This window comes from Psychrobacillus sp. FSL K6-2365 (assembly GCF_038003165.1).
Lineage (GTDB): Bacteria > Bacillota > Bacilli > Bacillales_A > Planococcaceae > Psychrobacillus > Psychrobacillus psychrodurans.
On the sequence record NZ_JBBOOO010000001.1, the window covers coordinates 135400 to 157197 of the forward strand.

Annotated in this window: 19 protein-coding genes; 16 read left to right on the plus strand and 3 right to left on the minus strand. The window is 36.9% G+C overall.

The annotated features are described in order from the left end of the window. The first annotated feature begins 63 nt into the window (after positions 1-63). Positions 64-1617, plus strand: coding sequence for a histidine kinase N-terminal 7TM domain-containing diguanylate cyclase (locus tag MKY29_RS00710; RefSeq protein WP_340878712.1), 1554 nt, complete (start codon positions 64-66; stop codon positions 1615-1617). 314 nt (positions 1618-1931) lie between these two features. On the opposite strand, the gene MKY29_RS00715 is transcribed toward MKY29_RS00710, so the two are convergent. Further along, positions 1932-3287 (minus strand): M48 family metallopeptidase, encoded by a 1356-nt coding sequence (locus tag MKY29_RS00715; protein ID WP_340878713.1) that lies wholly within the window; start codon positions 3285-3287, stop codon positions 1932-1934. A gap of 119 nt (positions 3288-3406) precedes the next feature. Here MKY29_RS00715 and MKY29_RS00720 point away from each other — a divergent pair, with 119 nt between their 5' ends. The 4 genes from MKY29_RS00720 to MKY29_RS00735 all read left to right on the plus strand — a co-directional run bounded on the left by MKY29_RS00720 (position 3407) and on the right by MKY29_RS00735 (position 6736). Further along, positions 3407-4228: an ABC transporter permease gene (locus tag MKY29_RS00720; protein ID WP_090570610.1), complete on the plus strand. Its 822-nt coding sequence runs from the start codon at positions 3407-3409 to the stop codon at positions 4226-4228. Between the two features lie 4 nt (positions 4229-4232). After that, positions 4233-5012, plus strand: a complete 780-nt coding sequence (locus tag MKY29_RS00725) for an ABC transporter ATP-binding protein (RefSeq protein ID WP_090570613.1) — start codon at positions 4233-4235, stop codon at positions 5010-5012. Positions 5013-5023: 11 nt separating this feature from the next. After that, positions 5024-6109 carry an ABC transporter substrate-binding protein gene (locus tag MKY29_RS00730; RefSeq protein ID WP_090570616.1) on the plus strand — a complete coding sequence of 362 codons (1086 nt, stop codon included), beginning with the start codon at positions 5024-5026 and terminating at the stop codon, positions 6107-6109. 174 nt (positions 6110-6283) lie between these two features. Further along, the gene (locus MKY29_RS00735; RefSeq protein ID WP_090570619.1) at positions 6284-6736 is read left to right on the plus strand and encodes a YaiI/YqxD family protein; all 453 of its coding nucleotides are present in this window, start codon (positions 6284-6286) and stop codon (positions 6734-6736) included. On the opposite strand, the gene MKY29_RS00740 is transcribed toward MKY29_RS00735, so the two are convergent. Then, the gene (locus MKY29_RS00740) at positions 6733-7599 is read right to left on the minus strand and encodes a glycerophosphodiester phosphodiesterase family protein (RefSeq protein ID WP_090570622.1); all 867 of its coding nucleotides are present in this window, start codon (positions 7597-7599) and stop codon (positions 6733-6735) included. The genes MKY29_RS00735 and MKY29_RS00740 overlap by 4 nt on opposite strands. Before the next feature lie 188 nt (positions 7600-7787). Here MKY29_RS00740 and MKY29_RS00745 point away from each other — a divergent pair, with 188 nt between their 5' ends. The 10 genes from MKY29_RS00745 to MKY29_RS00790 all read left to right on the plus strand — a co-directional run bounded on the left by MKY29_RS00745 (position 7788) and on the right by MKY29_RS00790 (position 18229). Next, positions 7788-8918, plus strand: coding sequence for an ABC transporter ATP-binding protein (locus tag MKY29_RS00745; RefSeq protein WP_241600406.1), 1131 nt, complete (start codon positions 7788-7790; stop codon positions 8916-8918). Beyond that, the gene (locus MKY29_RS00750; protein ID WP_420877847.1) at positions 8915-9826 is read left to right on the plus strand and encodes a carbohydrate ABC transporter permease; all 912 of its coding nucleotides are present in this window, start codon (positions 8915-8917) and stop codon (positions 9824-9826) included. Before MKY29_RS00745 ends, MKY29_RS00750 begins: the two co-directional genes overlap by 4 nt. Then, positions 9823-10635, plus strand: a complete 813-nt coding sequence (locus MKY29_RS00755) for a carbohydrate ABC transporter permease (protein ID WP_090570631.1) — start codon at positions 9823-9825, stop codon at positions 10633-10635. Before MKY29_RS00750 ends, MKY29_RS00755 begins: the two co-directional genes overlap by 4 nt. Before the next feature lie 37 nt (positions 10636-10672). Continuing rightward, a complete protein-coding gene (locus tag MKY29_RS00760) occupies positions 10673-12040 on the plus strand; it encodes an ABC transporter substrate-binding protein (protein WP_093495397.1) in 1368 nt (455 codons plus the stop codon). Positions 12041-12277: 237 nt separating this feature from the next. Further along, positions 12278-13330 (plus strand): calcium/proton exchanger, encoded by a 1053-nt coding sequence (gene cax, locus MKY29_RS00765; protein WP_340878714.1) that lies wholly within the window; start codon positions 12278-12280, stop codon positions 13328-13330. A 233-nt stretch (positions 13331-13563) separates the two neighbouring features. Then, the gene (trhO, locus tag MKY29_RS00770) at positions 13564-14511 is read left to right on the plus strand and encodes an oxygen-dependent tRNA uridine(34) hydroxylase TrhO (RefSeq protein WP_090570639.1); all 948 of its coding nucleotides are present in this window, start codon (positions 13564-13566) and stop codon (positions 14509-14511) included. A 265-nt stretch (positions 14512-14776) separates the two neighbouring features. Then, positions 14777-15223 (plus strand): GNAT family N-acetyltransferase, encoded by a 447-nt coding sequence (locus MKY29_RS00775; RefSeq protein ID WP_093495394.1) that lies wholly within the window; start codon positions 14777-14779, stop codon positions 15221-15223. Positions 15224-15237: 14 nt separating this feature from the next. Continuing rightward, entirely contained in the window at positions 15238-16542 is a 1305-nt protein-coding gene (locus MKY29_RS00780) for a D-serine ammonia-lyase (protein ID WP_340878715.1), read from the plus strand. 194 nt (positions 16543-16736) lie between these two features. After that, complete coding sequence (locus tag MKY29_RS00785) at positions 16737-17126, plus strand: GntR family transcriptional regulator (RefSeq protein WP_090570646.1); 390 nt, start codon at positions 16737-16739, stop codon at positions 17124-17126. Beyond that, positions 17123-18229 (plus strand): DUF1648 domain-containing protein, encoded by a 1107-nt coding sequence (locus tag MKY29_RS00790; protein ID WP_340878716.1) that lies wholly within the window; start codon positions 17123-17125, stop codon positions 18227-18229. The genes MKY29_RS00785 and MKY29_RS00790 overlap by 4 nt, the downstream gene beginning before the upstream one ends. Before the next feature lie 495 nt (positions 18230-18724). On the opposite strand, the gene MKY29_RS00795 is transcribed toward MKY29_RS00790, so the two are convergent. Next, positions 18725-19165 carry a peptidylprolyl isomerase gene (locus tag MKY29_RS00795; RefSeq protein WP_090570652.1) on the minus strand — a complete coding sequence of 147 codons (441 nt, stop codon included), beginning with the start codon at positions 19163-19165 and terminating at the stop codon, positions 18725-18727. 320 nt (positions 19166-19485) lie between these two features. Between MKY29_RS00795 and MKY29_RS00800 the strand changes: the two genes are divergently transcribed. Beyond that, positions 19486-21696 (plus strand): YcdB/YcdC domain-containing protein, encoded by a 2211-nt coding sequence (locus MKY29_RS00800; protein WP_340878717.1) that lies wholly within the window; start codon positions 19486-19488, stop codon positions 21694-21696. The last annotated feature ends 102 nt before the right edge of the window (positions 21697-21798 follow it).

Sequence of the window (21798 nt, forward strand, 5' to 3'; positions counted from 1 at the left end):
AGACAATAATCTACTATATAATAAGTATTACAAAAAGAAATAATTGGGAACGGAGAAATATACTTGTCATACATTCTGATAGTTATATTGGCGGGCACAATAAGTTTATTTCTTAGCTTGTACATACGAGTAAAAGCTAAAGATGCTCCTGGTGCAAAGTCGTACATTGTAGTTACATTATTATCATCAATCTTCACCTTGGCTTATGCCTTTGAATTAGCAAGTACATCCTTAAAACAAATGAAGTTTTGGCTTGGTATCGAGTATCTAGTCATGCCACTTATACCAATATTTGTCCTATTCATGTGTATGGAGTATGTAGGGCATAAAATAAAGACGTGGAATTACGCTCTTTTTGTCATTCCCCTCACTACAATATTTATGGTGCAAACAAATGAACTTCATCATTTTTATTACAGAACGATAAAGGTGGATAAGAATGGGCCTTTGCCACTACTAGATTTAGAGTGGGGTCCATGGTTTTATGTTCATGCCATTTTCCTGTTTGTATGTTTAACAATGTCCGTTCTGATATTGCTAAGGGAATTTCGAAAATCTTTATTTATATTTCGTATGCAAATTCTATTGATGGTAGCAGGCTTGCTCACTCCAATCATAGCAAATTACTTTTATCTAAAGGATTGGAGCAATGGCATTGATCTTGGGCCAGTTTCATTAAGTGTCACTTTTATGTTCCACGGTGTGGCCCTTTTATCCTTACAGATGTTCAATGTGGCACCGATTGCTAGGGAAAGTGTATTTGAAAGTTTGAAGGAAGGCGTGATTGTGTTAAATCAAAATCGGGTGATAGTTGACTACAATAAAGCCGCATTAAATGTTATCCCTACTATGAGCTCGAACCATATCGGTAAACCAGTTGACGAAGTTCTCATTCAAAATCCCTTACTTGCAGAAATGTTAGAAGAGGAGCAGGAGTGCGATTACACAAGTTCTCTAGAATCAGGGGTTACACACTTCCGGATTAATTTTTCCAAAGTTGAGAATAAAAGTGGATTACATGTGGGCAAAATTGTTACCTTTGTCGATGTTACTGAAAAAGTGCGAATGGAAGAAAAGTTAAAGCAATTAGCAAGTTTAGATGGCTTAACACAGTTGTATAATCGCACGTTCTTTATGAGAAAATCTGAAATGATATTTGATGACTTAATGGCCGACGGTGGGGTTTTATCCATTATATTGTTTGACATCGATCATTTTAAAAGGGTAAATGACACATTTGGTCATGAGGCAGGGGATATAGTATTGACCCATATTACAAGCATTACTAAGGAAGAATTACGAGTAACAGACTTTATGGGGCGTTACGGAGGGGAAGAATTCATAATATGCATGCCAGAAACCACTCTAATGGAGGCTACATCTAGAGCGAATAGAATTCGACAAGCGATAGAAGAAAGTTTTACGACCTTTAATGAAAGAGAAATTCTTGTAACTTCAAGTTTTGGGGTATCCTATGTTCAAATGTCAGCGGGAGAGGATAGATATTCTGTCCAACAACTTATTCGACAAGCCGATCAGGCTTTATATGCTGCAAAACATAAAGGTAGAAACTGTGTGGAAGTCTACGAGGTGAATGATATCTATATGCAAGTTTAGTATGAACAACTCACCTAAAATTACTTCTTAAAAATATGCTTTTGTCTTCGTATATATATTAATAGCGTTTTTAAAGTCAAATGTTATTACAAATCTATAACCGATATGAACATCCTACTTTTTAACAGAAGCGCTAGGTAGCGACATGAAAGTACTTTGGAGCATAAATCAACAGAGTTTATTACTAATTATCTTTTTATGAATTGATTCAATATATAAATAGAGCAGACTCCCGAAACGTATCGTCGGGAGCCTGCTTTTTACTTAGGCATGAGTTTATATCATAATATTACTCTTTAATTTGGTGCCTACAATTATGGAGCACTAGTGAATTCACTTAGTGAATCAAGAAATTCATCATCACTATTGACTCCCATTATGTTGTTGCCTGAATATCCTTCTGGATCAAGGGCAGCAGGATTAGCACCATATTTATGTAGTAGTGCTGCCATGTCGTAATTCTCATAATAAAACGAAGCTGTTAACGCATTAGTGTATTGATCTTCTGTGTTTGGGTTAGCACCAGAGATCAATAATAACTCAGCAATTGCATTATTATCAGAATAAACAGCATGGTGTAAAGCAGTTGTATCTTCTGCATCTCTTTCCTCTAAGTTGACTCCATTAGCCACAAGCTCACGAATTGCTTCTTCATCATCAGCTAGAACTGCATCCATAAGTGGAGTCAAATTAAGTGATTCCTCTGTTAAAGGTGCAGTGCTCTCTAGTGTGGAATTTTCTGTAGTGGAAGCCTCAGATGATAACGCTTCTTCTTGCAACAAGCCACCTGTAAAGAAATTTTCATACTTTACTGCACCAGTTACCATAACTGCTATGACTCCTATATATCCAATGATGAAAATACCTAGTAATGCACCAACACCAAGTGCGATTTTTGAAGTATTAGGATAATAAAGTGGAGTGCCCTCTACTTGCATGAAATGACCAACTGCTTGGACCCTTTTTGGAGTAGTCGGGTGAGATGACAGTACTTCACTCAACCATATAAATACATTCGATTCGGTATTGATTTGTTCTAAGTAAGCATCCTCATTAACCTCTTTATATAGCTGTTTCCCAATACTCAATATGGTTAGTCCACGTTTTGCAGCAGCCCCATCACGTATAAAGAATGCTGCATGTCGGTCACAAGTATACTCACAGGAACGACTATATGCTTGCGATAGAAAAGGCACTAAACGTGCTGGCAAGATAAACGTGTTTTTTAAAACGTGATTACGTTTTATATGTGTAAGTTCATGAGCAATGATGAAATCGAGTTCAGCATTCCCTTGCTCTCTAGCAAGCTCAAAAACTTCTGAATAGAGAACTACCATATGTTTTCCTAAAAAACGGGTTGCAAAAGCATTGAATGCCCCTTCTGAGTGAACCACGAATACATCTGGCACCTTTTTTAAACCCATTTCCTGAGAAATATGTACAATTCTTTCATATACATCCGGAAATTGCTTTTCACTAATGCGAATTCCATTTGCACGGATATAACCCAACGACATGTAAAGTGCATAAATACTAAATAAAATAAGTGCTAGTAAAATAGCTATTCCGATTATTGAAGCGATTGCTAAAAAGTAAATGAGTACACTGAATATAATAGATAAAATAAAATATGGAATTTCGCGACTCGATCTTAACTGTATATCTGTCATATTATTCCTCCTTTTGCTTTAAAGTTACCAAACGATACATTTTAAGTCAATTTAAAAATGGGCTGTCTTTCACACAAATTCCTCTTTCGTCATATTATTTTTAGAAGAGGTGGTGAAAAATGCACGAAGAAAAAGAGGGCAAACTATACAATCCCTACGAAATGGAACAACAGGAATGGAAGAAGAGACAGGTAAAAGAACGCGGAAAGCAATTACTTACTATTATTTCACCTATTTTTATTCTATTGCTGTGGGAAATTTGTTCACGCACAGGTGTACTTGATATACGGTTCTTTCCACCGCCATCAGCAATTGTTTCTACATTTTTTGAGTTAATGACAAGTGGCATGCTATGGACACATATTTCCGTCTCTTTATATAGAATAGCTGCTGGATTTTTATTGGGGGTAATACCAGGAATAATCATTGGACTACTCATGGGGTTGTATGCTCCGATCCGTCATTTTATCTCGCCGATTGTCATGGCATTTATGCCCATTCCGACTTTAGCGTTACTTCCAATCATAATCATCCTTTTTGGTATTGGGGATTTTTCAAAAGTTGTTACCATTGCTGGTAGTGTATTTTTCCCAGTGGTTATTAATACTGTCGCTGGTGTGTTGAATATTGAAAAAGTTCATTTAGATGTGGCCAAAAATTATGGAGCAAGTCCAAGTGATTTCTTTATCAGAATTGCATTTCCAGGAGCACTGCCGGTTATGTTAGAAGGCATTCAAATGGGTCAGGCGATTGCACTTCTTACGATTGTTGCAGCGGAGATGATGGGAGCTACATCAGGTATCGGATATTTAATCTGGACTTCTTATAAAGCATTTATGTTGAAAGAGATGTTTGTAGGATTAATACTCATTTCTTTTTTTGGATTTTTGTTTTCTCTTTTCTTACGTGGGGTACAAAGAAAAATTGTCCCGTGGAGGTGAATAGATGGACCAATCAGCGAAGATTTCTATTAATGACCTAACGAAAGTATTTTACAAGAAAAATAATAGTGTAACAGCTATACAAAATATTACGTTAAGTGTAGAAGAAGGTGAGTTTGTCTGTATAGTTGGCCCGAGTGGTTGTGGGAAAACAACTTTACTACGAATACTAGCAGGGCTAGAGCAGCCAAGTTCGGGTACATTTTCTATAGAATCCGATACAGATTTTCGGCCGCTACAATCGATGGTTTTTCAAGAAAAGGGAGTTATTCCTTGGTTAACAGTAGAAGAAAATGTTGCGTTCGGACTTAATATGCGTCATTTGCCAAAAGAGTTTGTTCGAAAGCAAACCAATTATTACTTGAAAAAAGTCGGTCTCTCCAAATTTTCGAAGCTATACCCAAAAGAACTCTCTGGTGGTATGAAACAACGAATAAGCATTGCGCGGGCATTTGCAAATGACCCGGAAATACTACTAATGGATGAACCATTTGCTGCACTGGATGAACAGAACAAATTTATATTACAGGAGGAACTACTTTCTATTTGGTCCGAAACGAAAAAAACGGTGATATTTATAACGCATAGTATTGATGAGGCTTTGCTATTAAGTGACCGCATAGTGCTAATGAGCTCTCAACCAGGAGAAATAGTAGATCAAATAAAAGTTCCTCTTCCTAGACCACGCACAATGGAACAAGTTCGTGCGAATTTAGAAATGGCGGAGCAGTTTATAGCAATCTGGAATCACTTGCAACAGGAAGTGCAAAAGTCAAGAAAGTAAGGAGGACATATGTGAAAAAATGGTGGTTTATAATTATAGCATCAGTTGTACTTCTACTAGGTGCATGTAGTTCCAAAGACAAGGAAGGTACAACTGGAGTGGACGATGAAGTTAGTAAAGACAATCCTTCAGGAGACCTTGCACCGCTGGATGAAAAAGTGAAGGTAATTATTGCAGAGGATGGATCCGCTTCTGGAGCAGGGTTTTATATTGCAAAAGAAAAAGGATACTTTGAGGATTACAATATAGATGTAGAGTTTGCAGTATTCTCGAATAGTGATGAAATGTTACCAGCCCTTGCGTCTGGGGATGTAGATATCGCAGGAGGGGTATCAACTGCATCGTTCTTTAATGCCATTGCACAAGGAATTGACGTGAAGATTATCGCAGACAAAGGGCATAATGTTCCAGGGAAATCCTATTTCTCATTTGTTATTGGTAATCATATGGTAGATGAAATAAAAGAATACGAAGATTTTAAAGGCAAAAAAATTGCAATATCCTCTAAAAACTCGATTGATGAATATATCTATTTGGAAATGCTAAAGCACGCTGGACTAACATCTGAGGACGTGGAGCTTATATTACTTGCCGATTTCGGAAGTATGTTGGGTGCAATTGAAAACGGATCTATTGATGCGGCGTTACAGATTGAGCCTTTGATAGCTCAGGGAATTGAAAATGGTTTTCATCAGCGCTTTGGAGATGCGACTGATTATGCGCCAGAGTCTCAAATTGCAATGGTTTTAGGGTCTCCACAGTTTATGAGCGATGAACAGGATGTATCTCTTCGATTTATGGCTGCCTATTTAAAAGGTGTTCGAGACTACAATGATGCCTTTATCAAAGGTGAAAATAAAACCGAGATTATAGATATTATGAAGCAGCATACTTCGCTAAAAGATTCTGAACTCTGGGAGAAAGTTTATGTTACTGGATTAGACCCAGATGGTAAAATGTTTTTAGATGATGTATTAAAGCAATATAATGCATACAAAGAAAATGGAGCAATAAGTGGGGATGTAGACTTTGATAAGGCGGTAGATACATCGATGACAGAAAAAGCGGTAGAACTATTAGGAGCATATGAAAAGTAAAACGTCCAGAATCTTGGACGTTTTTTTCAAAAGATAAGAAAGTATAAACAAATGTTTTTATTAAAGTAAGATTGCTGACTTAAAACTTTAGAAGTGCTTTTCTCAATACATTGTACTTTAAACGATTGGGTATAATACAATGGAATGCAAGGAAGTTAAAAAGAGGTGCGTAAGATGGTAAGTATTTTGGTCGATGCAGATGGATGTCCAGTAGTGGATTTGACTATTCATGTGGCGAAAAAGTTTAAAATGAACGTAACATTACTATGTGATACCGCGCATTATATGCAAAGAGAAGGTGCAGATACAGTAATGGTATCTAAAGGAGCAGATGCAGTAGATTTTGTTTTAGTGAATAGAGTAAACAAGGGTGACATAGTAGTGACGCAAGATTATGGTCTAGCTGCGATGGTTTTAGCCAAACAAGGGTTTGCTATCGATCAAAACGGACGATGGTATACCCCTGAAAACATTGACCAGCTTCTAGATAGTCGCCATATATCCAAGAAAATTAGACAGGCTGGTGGTCGTTTGAAGGGGCCAAAAAAACGCCAAAAAGAAGACAACGAAAAATTTGAAGCAAGCTTCCGTAAACTATGCGAACATGCCCTACAAGTTGGAAACTAACTTTCTTCTTGCAATAGAATATCGCCTAGGGTGGGGGTATCTGTGAAAACCCCATTTGCATCAAGATGGAATGCATTTTTCATTTCTATTTCATTTTTAATAGAAAAAAGATGAACCTTAAATCCATTTAATTGTGCATCATGGATAAAGTCTTGATCAACCGATTTTATATTGACCCCAATTCCACTAGCATAAGTTTGTAATCGTTTATAATCAGAATGGGATAAAGCAGCTTTCTCTTTGAAACTAAATAGTTGAATCAGAGGAAGCTGCGGTTCTAGTGCATGAAACTTTGTTAAGCTATCTTCATTAAACGACTCCACAATTACTTTTGGTAAGTCCCCTGTATCTCGAATTAAATTATATTTTCTTAATAAAGTAAATAGCTTTTCTTCCATTCCCTCGTAGATACTTGGAGACTTCAATTCGATATAGTAGTTTACATCATCTCCGAAATGGAGAAAGATTTCCTCTAAAGTAGGCACTCCTTCTTGTTCAAACTCTCTATTAGCTAACCCTGGAAATGCTTCATTAAACCATTTCCCTGCATTTAACTGTTCTAATTCCTCCAATGTATACTCCTTTACAAATCCTGTTCCATCCGTTGTACGATCCACTTTTTCATCGTGCATGGCAACAAGGACTCCATCCTTAGTCATTTGTAAATCTATTTCAATATAGTCGACATCAGCCTGATGAGCAATTTCGTAAGCAACAATGGTATGTTCAGGCGCAATAGCAGAAGCCCCGCGGTGCGCGATAATTAAAAACTTTTCATTGGAAAGAGGCTGTATATTACTTTCCTGGTCATCACAGCCTGCAACTAAACATAAAATTACTAGTATAAAAAATATTAACCGCATGAGAGACTCCATTCTTGTAAAGATTTTATAAGGTTTAGTAAAAATGTAAATATTATGTAAAAATTGGTTATTTCTATATACATTGATGGTATGTCTTGTAAAATGAAGCTACTGGAATTTTACCACCTTTATTAGCTATGGCGTCACTATAAACTTATATGATGAATGGTAGAGAGGATGAAATGTCTTTGAAAAGGGTCGAACTAATTGATATCTCCAAATCGTATGATAAGCAATCTAATGTTATTTCTAATATTAACGTAACTATTGAACCGGGGGAATTTTTTGTTCTAGTCGGTCCTTCTGGTTGTGGAAAAAGTACCATGCTTCGAATGATTGCAGGACTAGAAGATATAACAGGTGGGACACTTAAAATTGGTGATACAGAAGTAAATGATTTGCCTCCAAGTAAACGAGATTTATCCATGGTGTTTCAAAATTATGCGTTATACCCTCACCTATCGGTTGAAGAAAATATTCAATTCGGTTTACATGTAAAAAAAATCGATAAAAAAGAGCGAGCTAAACGTACAAGTGAAGTGGCAGCAATGCTTGGTTTAACGGAATATTTAAAGCGAAAACCTAGAGAATTATCAGGTGGACAGCGTCAAAGGGTGGCGTTAGCTCGAGCTATAGTTAACGAAGCACCTATTTGTTTAATGGATGAACCATTATCTAATTTAGATGCAAAGCTCCGAGCGCATATGCGTTCCGAAATAAGACAAATTCAAAGACGCTTAGGTATTACTATGATTTATGTGACACATGATCAAATCGAAGCAATGACTATGGGAGACCGAATAATGATTCTTCATGAAGGATCTATCCAGCAAATAGGAAAGCCTATCGACATTTATAACAACCCAGCTAATCCTTTCGTAGCTACATTTATCGGTTCACCCCCTATGAATCTAGCAAGCGGGGTTGGGGACAACCTGACGAGTACGATTAGGTTAAATGATTCGATTCTAATTCCAGTTCCAACAGTAGATGCACACTTTCTAACCGAGCGAGTAATTGTAGGGATAAGACCAGAACATATAAAAGCAGCAACCAAAGAGACTGAGGAAAAAGACAAATTCGTGGTGGAAGTTTCAAACGTGGAAATTTTAGGGAATGAAACGATTTTTACTTTTTTACTAAATGAGGAATCCTGGCAAGTTAAGTGGAGTGGACAGTGGCAAATAGAAATAGGAGATAAAATTCCTTTAATGATGAATTATGAATCCTTCTGTTTCTTCAATAGTGAGACAAAGGAAATTATGAAAACTCCATCAAATGTCGAAAACCATGTTTTTGGTAAAGAGGTATTTGTATGATGGTCGTATCTAAACCTAAAAAGATAAGCTATTGGAAACGTTCCTCTAATGCTCGAATCGCATTATTGTATTTATTGCCTTCCATTATATTATTTTCTGTATTTGTTTTTTATCCGATGTTTCGGACCATCTACTTAAGTTTCTTTTTAACAGACCAAGCAGGAGAAGCCGCAATTTTCGTAGGTTTAGAAAACTATACTTATTTACTGGAATCGGATGCCTTCCTTAACAGTATTAAAGCAACATTCTTATTCGTTTTATATACAGTTCCGACTGGGATTATTATTGCACTCATTTTAGCGTTACTCGCAAATGAAAAACTGAGAGGAATTGGTATTTTCAGGACTATCTACGCTTCGACAATGGGAATATCGGTTGCAGCGTCCTCTGTAGTTTGGCTATTCTTGTTTCATCCGAGTGTTGGTATGTTCAATAAATTATTAAATATCTTTAATCTGCCACAAATTGAATGGCTTATAGATCCGACTTGGGCATTATTTTCAGTGTCACTCTCAACTATATGGCTAAATACAGGGTTTTCCTTCTTGATAATACTTGGGGGATTGCAAAATATAGATGAGCATTTATATGAAAGTGCTCGTATTGATGGTGCTAGTTATTGGTATCGGCTAAAGAGGATTACTATTCCGATGCTCTCTCCAACTTTGTTTTTCATCATTACGATTTCACTTATTAATGCATTTCAAACGTTTGGACAGATCGATATCTTAACTAAAGGTGGTCCATCTCAGTCTACCAATTTAATCGTATATTCTATATATAAAGAAGCATTTATCAATTATCAATTCGGAACCGCTAGTGCCCAAGCTGTGTTCTTGTTTATATGCATTTTAATCGTTACGATTTTACAATTTAAGCTTGGGGAAAAGAAGGTGCATTACCAATGAGATTATGGAAAAAGCTAGTTCTTTACTTCTTATTAATTGTTACTTCATTAATCCTGTTTTTTCCTATCATTTATGCATTTATGATAAGTTTCATGACTGGCGGTGAGATTTTATCCGGTAAGTTACTGCCTTCTACCTTTAGTCTAGATAATTATGTAAAGGTATTTGAGCGGCTTCCTTTATTTAATTATTTGATAAATAGTTTTGTCGTTTCACTCGGTGTAATGCTTGGTCAGTTAGTCGTTTGTAGTTTGGCTGCATATGCATTTGTATTTATCCCGTTTAAGGGTAGAGATTTTATCTTTTTCTTATTTATATCAACGATGATGATTCCATGGGAAGCTACAATGATTCCTAACTTCTTCACCATTCAAAAACTAGACTGGATTAATACTTATCAAGGAATGACATTACCGTTTTTTGCTTTGGCATTTGGTACTTTTTTACTGAGACAGCATTTTAAAACTATTCCAAAAGAGCTCCATGAGGCTTCACAAATAGCAGGACTAAGTAAGTTTGGATTTTTCTTTCGCGTAGTTTTGCCTGTTTCTAAGACAAGTCTTGTTACATTAGGTGCTTATGGGTTTTTGACGACATGGAATATGTATTTATGGCCACTTCTAGTGACTACTAATAATTCCGTTCGAACCGTCCAAATTGGTTTGAAGCAACTTCAATCGCAAGAAGTAGCTACAGAATGGGGGGTGGTTATGGCGGGGGTAATTGTAGTTATCATACCAACACTACTATTATTATTTTTAGGTCAAAAGCAATTACAAAAAGGGTTAACGCAAGGAGCTCTAAAATAACGGTTGTTCAAAACTAAAAAAGAGGTGTACTTTAAATATGAAGAACTCATCAAAATTTGCATTATTAGCTTTATTATTACTTAGTCTTTTTGCTTTAGTAGCATGTACAAACAGTGAGAGTAGTTCGTCTGAAACGGACGGTAATGAGGCGGAAACCGAAAAAGAAGTAGTAACCAATGAAGAAGGCAAAACTGTCATTTCTTTTTGGCATGCAATGTCTGGAGCAGGTCAAGTTTCCTTAGATGCAATTGTTGCAGACTTTAATACATCTCAAGATAAATATGAAGTGCAGGCAGAATTCCAAGGGTCATATGAAGAATCATTAACAAAGCTTCGTAGTGTTGGAGGTACAAAAGATGCCCCTGCCATAACGCAGGTGTTTGAAGTTGGAACAAAATATATGATTGATAGTGGCTTTGTAGAGCCGATTCAGAAATTTATTGATAAAGATAAATACGACATTTCTCAACTTGAAGAAAATATTTTAAATTACTACACAGTAGATGATCAGTTATACTCTATGCCGTTTAACTCATCCACACCAGTAATGCTATATAACAAAGATGCATTTAAAGCAGCAGGACTTGATCCAGAAAAAGCCCCAGAAACATTTTCGGAGGTTATTGATGCAGCTGCAAAATTGAAAACAGATGATATGAAGGGCTTCTCCATGCTAACATACGGATGGTTTTTTGAAGAGTTAGTGGCAACGCAAGGTGGACTATATGTAGATGAAGAAAATGGTCGTGCAGGAGATGCAACAAAAGCTACTTTCAATGGACCAGAAGGACTTAATGTATTTAGGTTCCTAGATACTATGAACAAAGCAGGGACTTTCGGAAACTTCGGAACAAACTGGGATGATATCCGTGCAGCATTCCAATCTGGAAAAGTTGCAATGTATATGGATTCCTCTGCGGGTATAAAAGGTATTATTGATAACGCTCCATTTGAAGTAGGTGCAGCATATATCCCATACGCAGATGAAGTAAAGCGTAATGGCGTTGTTATAGGTGGAGCATCACTATGGATGTCTAAAGGAATTGCGGAGGCAGAGCAAGAGGCAGCATGGGAATTTATGAAATACTTAACTACTCCTGAAGTTCAAGCAAAATGGCATTTAGAAACAGGTTACTTTGCGATCAACCCATCTGCATACGACGAACAAATCGTCAAAGATGCATGGGAGGTTACACCACAGTTAAAAGTAACTGTAGATCAATTGCAAAGTACTGAGCCTTCTATCGCAACACAAGGTGCTTTAATATCTGTATTCCCTGAATCCCGTCAACAAATTGTAACGGCATTAGAAAATCTATATCAGGGAATGGACCCACAAGAAGTACTAGATACAGCAGCAGAAGGAACCAATCGTGCAATAGAAATTGCTAATAAAACAAAATAGACAAGAACACACATTAAGGTACTCGGTACTAAAACAATTCTGAATTGTATTAGTACCGGGTACCTTTCATTATATATCGCTCTTTTCCATTCACTACACATATTATGAAGGTTGCGGTGGAAGAGCATTTAATTTTTTTCATAATGAATAATTGGAAGTAGTGTTTCTTATTTATTAGAAAAGGGAAAGATAGAGTAGAGACTCAGGAGAGGGTCGTTTTAATGAAGAGGTGATTTTTTGGATAAACTCTTTGCAGTTCTTGTTTTTGTGGGTGTACCCTTAGTTCTAGTGGGTGCCTTTTTCAATTGGTCAGATATGGTTATGTTCTTTCTTTGCTGCACAAGTATTATTGGGCTCTCAGGGTATATAGGGAGGGCAACGGAAAGCCTGGCGAATGTAAGCGGACCAAGGATTGGCGGATTGTTAAATGCTACCTTTGGAAACGCAGTTGAACTTATTATTTCTATATTTACATTGAAGGCTGGAATGGTTGGAATCGTTCTAGCTTCACTGACTGGATCGGTTCTCGGTAATTTACTGCTTGTACTTGGACTTTCATTTTTTGCAGGAGGCATCAAGTTTAAACGTCAAAAATTTAGTGTTCATGATTCCAGATATAATGCAGGTTTGCTTATTTTTGCTGTGATCATCGCGTTTGTAATTCCTGAAGTATTTTCAATGAGTATGAATCCGCAAAAAACATTGTATTTGAGCATTGGAATTGCCATTATATTAATTACACTGTATCTAGCCGGACTATTTTTCAAACTCGTTACGCATCGAGGCGTATTCGCTTCCTCTGACCAACCTGAAAAGGAAACAGAAGTACCGGAATGGACGAAAGGTAAGTCCATTTTAATACTACTGTTAGCCACAGTAGTAGTTGCTTTTGTATCTGAACAACTAGTACATACATTTGAAATGCTCGGTGAAAAGTTTGGATGGACAGAGTTGTTTATCGGTGTCATTATTGTAGCGATTGTTGGTAATGCGGCTGAACATGTTTCAGCCATTACGATGGCCGTTAAAAACAAAATGGATGTATCTGTGGAAATTGCAGTAGGTTCAACACTGCAGGTTGCCATGTTCGTAGCGCCGATATTAGTAATTGTCTCTTTGTTTATGCCTGAACCGATGTCGCTCGTTTTCACATGGCCTGAACTTGTGGCGATGGTTACCGCAGCACTTCTTGTCATTAACCTTTCAAATGATGGGGAATCGAATTGGTTTGAAGGATTAACTCTTTTCGCGGCATATTTGATCATGGGAATTGGATTTTATCTGCTTTAAGAGTGCAAGTTAAAAAGTCAGTGTCCGAGAGACGGATACTGACTTTCTTTGTGCTCCGGGCGTGCTACCTGAACTATAGATTGAGAGTTGCGAATCCACTGTAAGGGAGCAGTTTTGAAAAAACTGAATTGTTTTTAAAACTGGTATATTTTAAAAGAAACAATCTATTTAACATTAGACGTGTTTTTTGGTATATTAGACGGTGGACAAAATTAGAAAAGGTGGAGTAAAAAATGGAAACAAATGCATACAGAGTATTACTTTACTATAAATATGTCCCGATTGAAGATCCAGTAACATTTGCACAAGAACATCTTGCTGCATGTAAGGAACTTGGGTTAAAAGGGCGTATTTTAGTATCAGACGAAGGAATAAACGGAACTTGCTCAGGAACGATAGAACAAACTGACGCATACATGAACATGATGAAGGCAGATGAACGCTTTGCCGACATGGTGTATAAAATAGATGAAACAGAAGGACATGCCTTCAAGAAAATGCATGTTCGTCCTAAGAAAGAGATTGTGCATTTAGGATTAGCTGATGATATTAATCCAAATGAAATAACAGGACAATACCTTTCTCCAAAAGAGTTCTTTGAACAAATGCAAGCAGAAGATACGGTTGTTATTGATGCTCGTAATGATTATGAATTTGACCTAGGTCACTTCCGCGGAGCAATCCGTCCAGAAATTCGCAACTTCCGTGACCTGCCAGACTGGATGCTAGAGAACAAAGAAATGTTCGAAGGTAAAAAAGTACTTACCTATTGTACTGGTGGGATACGTTGTGAAAAATTCTCGGGTTGGTTAGTTAGAGAAGGTTTTGAAGGTGTGGGTCAACTACACGGCGGAATCGCAACTTACGCCAAAGATCCAGAAGTGCGCGGCCAGCTTTGGGATGGTCAAATGTACGTATTTGATGAGCGTATAGCTGTGCCAATCAACCAAGTAGAGCATGTCGTTGTTGGAAAGGACCATTTCACAGGAGAGCCATGTGAGCGTTATGTTAACTGCGCAAACCCTGATTGTAATGATAAAATTCTTTGCTCAGAAGAAAACGAACATAAGTATTTACGAAGCTGTTCCGATGAATGCCGTGAACATCCACGCAACCGCTACATCGTAGAACATAAATTATCAGAAGAAGAAGTAGAAGCTAGACTAGCTGCTATAAAATAAGTTCCGCCCATGCTAATTTTTAGCATGGGCTTATTTTTTGGCTGAATTTCAACGGGGTTAACTCTTTATAATGAAGTGTAGTCTCGTTAAAACAATAAGTGGTTAAACTTAGTTAGTTTAGTTATTCTATTAATTATTTGTAACAAAGACGTCACAGTATAATAAATGGGTGATTGAAATATATTAAACGTATAGAGGGGATTCGCCACCCTGTATAGAAAGTAACAAAGAGTTCATTTTTCAAAAATAGAATGGAGGAACGTATATGTCAATCGAAGTGAAAAATATTTCAGATTTGAATGCAGTCAACGTATCCAAACTAATTCAAGAAAGTGAAAAAGAAGGGTATCGTTTCGTATCAAGGTTAGCATCAGAATATGAGGACGGAACGCATCGCTTCAGTGAACAGGGAGAGGCAATCTATGGAGCATGGGATGAAGATGAGCTAGTGGCGATTGGCGGTTTGTTTCGAAATAACGCTAGTGAAGCTGACAACTCTGCTCGACTATACCGATTTTATACTTTACCGGAATACCGTAGGAAAGGTGTAGGAAGTGAACTCTTAAAGGTTGTTTCTGAAAATGCCAAAGGACACTTTAAAGAAATAACGACTAAAACAGAATCCGCAAAAGCAGATTCATTTTATCGTGCAAATGGATTTTTGTTTGACGAGCGTTCGCCAGATGTCACTCATGTGATGAGCTTAGAGTAGAAAGGGTTATATTAATGGATAAACAGCAATTAGAAGGGAGATTTCCCTTAATCTCCAATATGCAAAACAAGGAAGAAATAATATGGTTCAATCCAAACAAAATAAATTCAGAGGATGCGTTGAAAAACGTATTTATTACTGCTGAAATGGTACAAGATGCAAGCGATCGTTTAGATCGTTTTGCATCTTATTTGCGTATTGCTTTTCCAGAGACTGCAAAAGCAAAAGGGATTATTGAGTCACCGCTTGTAAAAATTCCAACTATGGAATCCAGCTTAAAGGAATTCTTTCACACAGATTTTGATGGAGAATTATTATTAAAATGTGATAATGCCTTACCGATATCAGGATCTATAAAGGCTCGTGGTGGTATCTATGAGGTACTTAAAATTGCAGAGCAAATTGCTATACAAGAGGATTTATTGAAAATAACAGATGATTATGCACTACTCGCAACAGAAAAATTCACACAATTTTTTTCTAACTATTCAATTGCAGTAGGGTCGACTGGAAATTTAGGACTTAGCATCGGGATAATCAGTGCTAAGTTTGGGTTTCAAGTGACTGTGCATATGTCTAGTGATGCGAAGCAATGGAAAAAAGATATGCTCCGTGCAAAAGGCGTAACAGTCGTAGAGTACGATTTTGATTATAGTATTGCGGTAAAGGAAGGCAGAAAACAAGCGGACAAGGATTCGTCTTGCTTTTTTATCGACGACGAAAATTCTGTTGACTTATTTGTCGGGTATGCCGTTGCAGCAAGTAGATTGAAAACTCAACTGGAACAAATGCAAACCATTGTCGACGCCGAACACCCATTGTTTGTATACTTACCTTGCGGAGTTGGTGGTGGACCAGGTGGAGTTGCATTTGGACTAAAGCTTTTATTCGGAGATCATGTGCATTGTTTTTTTGCGGAGCCTACGAACTCGCCTTGCATGCTACTTGGGTTAATGACGGGGCTACATGAAAAAATATCAGTGGCTGATATTGGGCTAGATAACAAAACGGATGCGGACGGATTAGCGGTAGGGCGACCATCTGGATTTGTAGGTAAAAATCTTGAGCAGCTAATTAGCGGAAGTATTACTATAAGTGATCAAACCATGTATGAGCTACTTGCCTTATTGGCAGACACAGAGAATATTCTATTAGAGCCATCTGCATTGGCAGGTATGACAGGACCAATTCAACTTAAGAAACTAGGAGTTTCCATACAAAATGCAACACATATTGTGTGGGCAACAGGAGGAGGAATGGTTCCTTCTCAGGAAATGAAGGTTTATTATGAAAAAGGAAAGCAATTTCTTGGGAAATAAAACTACAAGCCTTGTAGTTAGAGTCTCACGACATACAAGTCGAGGCGATTTTAATAATCCTGCTAGTTAATGCGGGACGAAGTATATTCTGATCCTACTTATATTTAAAAGTAGGATTTTTTAATTTTGCTCTACTATACATAGAACAAATGTGTTATGCTATATATAGAACAAAAACTAAGGAGGGTGACTTCATGTTTATTGAAATAAAATCTGATTCTGATGTCCCCATCTATTTGCAGCTAGCCCACCAACTTATGGAGGGTATGGTACGAGGTGAATTAAAACCAGGTGACTCGCTACCATCTGTAAGAGCATTTGCGAGCGATTTAGGAATGAATATGCATACAGTAAATAAGGCTTATCACTATCTAGAGGAAAAAGAGTTTATACAAATAGTGGCAAAATCGGGAGTAATAATTCAGCCGAATGGTATTCCGAAGGCTTCAGAGGAAGAAAAGCATAAATTAGAAGCACAACTACGACCATTTGTAACAGAGGGGTTAGTCCTAAAGCTCTCGGAAGAAGAACTAGTGGTTATGGTACGTAAGCTTGTGCAAAATATTGAGGAGGGGAACGAATGACTATTGTTTTGTTTGGATTCATCCTATTTTTTATCACAGTTTTACAAGCATTTACACCAAAGTTTTTAAAGCCAACAGAAGCATTTGGAGTGTATGTACCGGATAGCCACGTAAAAGATCCGGTAGTGATGAAGCTGAAAAGTAAATACACTACGTTTGTGTTAACATTTGGTTTGATCGTATTGATAAGCTATCTGTGGTGGGGAACGACACAAAAACCAACAGAGGAAACACTGGCTCTAGCAGGCGTAAGTGTTCAGTTTACAACGTTATTCGTGAGCATTGGTTATTATTTTATGATGCACCTTGGGGTTAAAAAAAGGAAAGAAACGCAAAGGTGGTTAAGTGGTAAAAGCGAAGTGAGAGTAGTCGATGTAAAGTTTCAAGAAAAGCTCAAACTAATACCTCGTGTAATCTTTATCATTCCTATGATAGTTACCGTAGGGTTAATCATTTATACATTTATGAAATATGATCAAATGCCAGAGATGATTCCTACTCATTGGGGACCTACTGGGGAAGCAGATGCATTTAGCAAAAAAACATATTTTAGTGTAATTGCACTGCCACTAATTTTACTAGTTATGCAGGTTTTGTTCCTTTCAGTGAGTGAAGGTATGAAATTTTCAGGTGCTCGAATTAATCCGACCAATAAAAAATCTTCCCTTGCACAGCAACTCGCGTTTCGAAAATATACAAGTTTATTAGCGCTCTTTATCACAATTGGTATAACGCTTATGATGGGTTACTTTCACTTACAAACAATTCATCCAGAAATATCATCACCGATAATCATGTGGACCCTACCTCTGAGCTTTTTAGTATTAACATTTGCGGTTGTTGGTATTTATGCTCTAAAAGTAGGGCAAAGCGGATCACGACTAAAAGCTGAAAGAAATAGTGTAACCATAGAAAACAAAATTGCTATTGACGACGACCAATACTGGAAGGGTGGATTATTTTACATGAACAAAAATGATCCAAGTATTATGGTAGAAAAGAGATTTGGTGTAGGTTGGACGTTAAATTTTGCTCATCCTATCAGTTGGATTGTCTTACTAGTACCTCTAATTCTTATAGTTGGAATATCGATTGTATTATAAGAAAAGCAGCTACCCAAGTTATTGGGTAGCTGCTTCAGACTGTAGACAAACTCAATTTTTGGTGCATAGAGTTGTATACTAAAATCGGCAAGGACCACCACTTCGCTTTCCGTGGGCTTGGCTTCAGCCTCCTCGTCACTGCGTTCCTGCGGGGTCTTCTGCTCAAGCTGTTCCCACAGGAGTCTTCGTGGTGGTCCTTGCCTTATAAACAACTCCTTAAAGGTTTCTACTATATATACTTTTATTTAGATAAAGCAACCTCTTTAAAGATATTTATTATTACTCATAGCAGTTTATAAAAATATTTTTGTCGTCAAGCTTAAGCAGCTACTCAAGTTATTGGGTAGCTGCTTTTTAAAAAAAGATATTTTTTTTAATACTGTCTAGCTCTAGACACCAGTAGCTCGTCCGCTTCAGACTTGGAAAAAGGCAAAAAGTGCCTTTTACTCCAAGTCTTCCAGCTCTTTTCGCTACAATGCGGAGTCTGCCGCTTTTCTATTCAGCGTCGAAAACTTCTACTTTTTCCATTTTAGCGCCATTTTTCATAGCTTTTGCTACTTCAAGACCACTTGTAACTTGTCCAAAAACAGTATGAACACCGTTTAAATGTGGCTGTGGCTCGTGAACGATGAAAAATTGGCTAGAACCTGTATCTTTACCAGCATGCGCCATAGAAAGACTTCCTGCTTGGTGTTTGTGTGGGTTTCCTTCAGTTTCACATTTAATTGTTTTTCCGCTTCCACCCATACCTGTACCAGTTGGGTCTCCACCTTGGCTTACGAAACCAGGAATTACGCGATGGAAAACTACTCCGTTATAAAATCCACTGTTTGCTAACTCTTCGAAGTTTGCTACTGTGTTTGGTGCCTCATTAGGGAATAAATCAAATTCAATTTTTTCTCCAGAATCCATTAAGAAATAACCTTTTTTTGTCATTTAAAAACACTCCTTTTTCGTATAAATCCTTCATTAGTATAGCATGTACCCGGAGCATTTTCCAAAAACAGAGACTGTACAATAATTTTATGTAATGTTGTTGAAGAACGAGCCTAGCGTTCTCAAATGCTTATCTAATAAAAGTAAAGGCAAGTTGAACAAGATGAAATAGTTAAACACCACTAATATATGCAGACCATACTTCATTAAGTATGGTCTCTAAATTCAAAGAATAGTTATAATAATTAAAAAATATCATTTCCAAATTTCCAGAATTTGCTTTACAATATAATTATTACCGTAAAAGGGGGCAATTTGATTTGAAGAAGATAGGAATTATATTAACAGCATCAGTTTTATCAATTAGTATGTTTTCATCGGCTACTAGTGCAGTAAGTACAGTAGAAGAGCAACTTGTAGCGCAGGTGGCTTCTACAGGAGAGATTGTTACTAAGGAGGACTTGCTTAAAAAGTTTCGTTCTACTTTTCCTGGGATTTTCGACTTTGTGAATGCTAGTGATTTTCATATGAGTTCTAATACGTATCCTGAGGATGAGACAACAAGGTATCATTTATTTTTTAATAAGCTGCAAAATGGGAAGGATATTCATGGAAGCATAGGATTTTATGGAGAAGATTTCGAGATAGAATCCTTTAACTACGACCCTGTTAGCACTCCAGACGCGTTGTTTCCAGCTAAGTTCTCTAAAGAGGAAGCAAAAAAAGTTGCAACCGATTTTGTTAAGAAATTCCTCAAAGATGGCAATTATAAACTAGGTGAGGATTATAATGATTACTATAATTATTCAAAGCAAATTTTAACTAGGCCCATAAGTTATTCCTTTTCTTTTAATCGTATGAAGGATGATGTTGAAATCGCTGACCAAAATGTAAGCGTAACCGTTCTCGGAAACGGGGAAATTGTAGGCTTCTCTGGTTCACATATAACTAAATCTCCTACTTTTGAAGATGTAAAAAAAGTAAATGACCGAAAAGAAGCATTAGAAAAAGTTAAAGGAAATCTAACTGCGAAACTTCAATATCAAGTTAACACTAACTATGAAACTGGTGAAAATGATGTGAAGCTGGTTTATGTGCCTGATGTTCTAAGCATAAATGCTATTACAGGTGAGTGGTTTAACGGTAAAGAATTTGTAGTAGAACAACCAAATAAAAAGAAATATGTAAAGGTTACAGAAACTGCATTGCCAGCCAAACATAATGGGATAACAAAGGAAGAGGCAAAGAAATCTGCAGAAAAGTTATTACAAGTAAAATCAAACAAAGTTAAGTTAAGCATTCAATCCGTTGAAGAAGTAAAAAACAGTAATGGCCAAGATATATTTAGTGTTCACTATATGTATAATTACGGTAATAGTGGAAGTGGGTCTACATTAGAATTTGATAAGAAAACAGGTGAGCTGCTCCAGTATCATAATACCCAAAATGGTTTATTGGTCGAAATGGATGAGACTAAAGAGGAGGTCACAATTTCTAAAGAAGAGGCGATTGCTCAAGCAGTTAAGTATTTAAAGGAATTGGTACCTTCATACCTTCATGAATACGCTATGCCTTTAGAGGAAGGTTATTACGATGAAACAATGGGCAATTACTATATAACCTTCCCTCGAATAGTTAATGGAGTTATGGTTATGGGAGATCAAATTAGTGTAAATATTCATAAAGAAGGTTCTTTAGACAATTTAAATGTAGTTAGACCACAGATTGAGGAGTGGCCGTCTTTAGAGGGGGTAATCTCTTCAAAAGAAGCTGAGGATATTTTGAATAAAGCGTTAAATATAAAAATGAGCTATTGGAAAGAAAATCAAAAGAAAGAAAATAAACATTATAATTTAATATACTCTCCAACATTTAATGAAACTGCCTTTAATGTGTTAGAAGCCGATTCGGGCAATTGGATTAACCAGTACAATATGGAAGTGACCCCTGAGGTTTCTCATCCAACTGCAGCTGAAGAGCTGAACTATTTGATTAAGGCAAAGGTATTAACTGTTAATGATCCAAAAACCTTTAACGGGGATGCAACAGTGTCTAGAGGGGAAGCAATTAAGATTATGATGAATTCCTTAACGTATATTTATGAGACAAGCATTCATAGAGATTCAGAGAGTATAAAGCAATCCTATACAAACGTTGACCCTAAACATGCCTCCTATCAAGCAATTGAGCGTGCAGTGGAAGCGGGGATTTTGAAAACTGACCAGAAGATCTTTGATTTAAATAGTCCTATTACGAAAGAAGAACTAGCAGTATGGTATATTCGGGCACTAGGTCTTGAGCAAGCAGCAAAACAAAACAATATTTTTAAAAATGAATTTACAGACAGCAAAAAAGTGAAAGTGGAAAACACAGGATACGTGGTTTTGGCGCACTCACTTGGATTAGTAAAGGCAGAAAAAAACCAGTTTAATCCAACAAAAGAAGTAACCTATGCGGATTTAGCAGTGTCCTCTATCCGCCTAGCATATGAAATCGCCAATAAGGGAAGAGATTTCAGATATGATTACTAAATCTCAACCAAGTAAATAATCGACAATATAACAAGAGGGTTATGACAACAGTCACAACCCTCTATTTTAATGGGAAAAGTAAACTAAATTGGAAACAGCTAC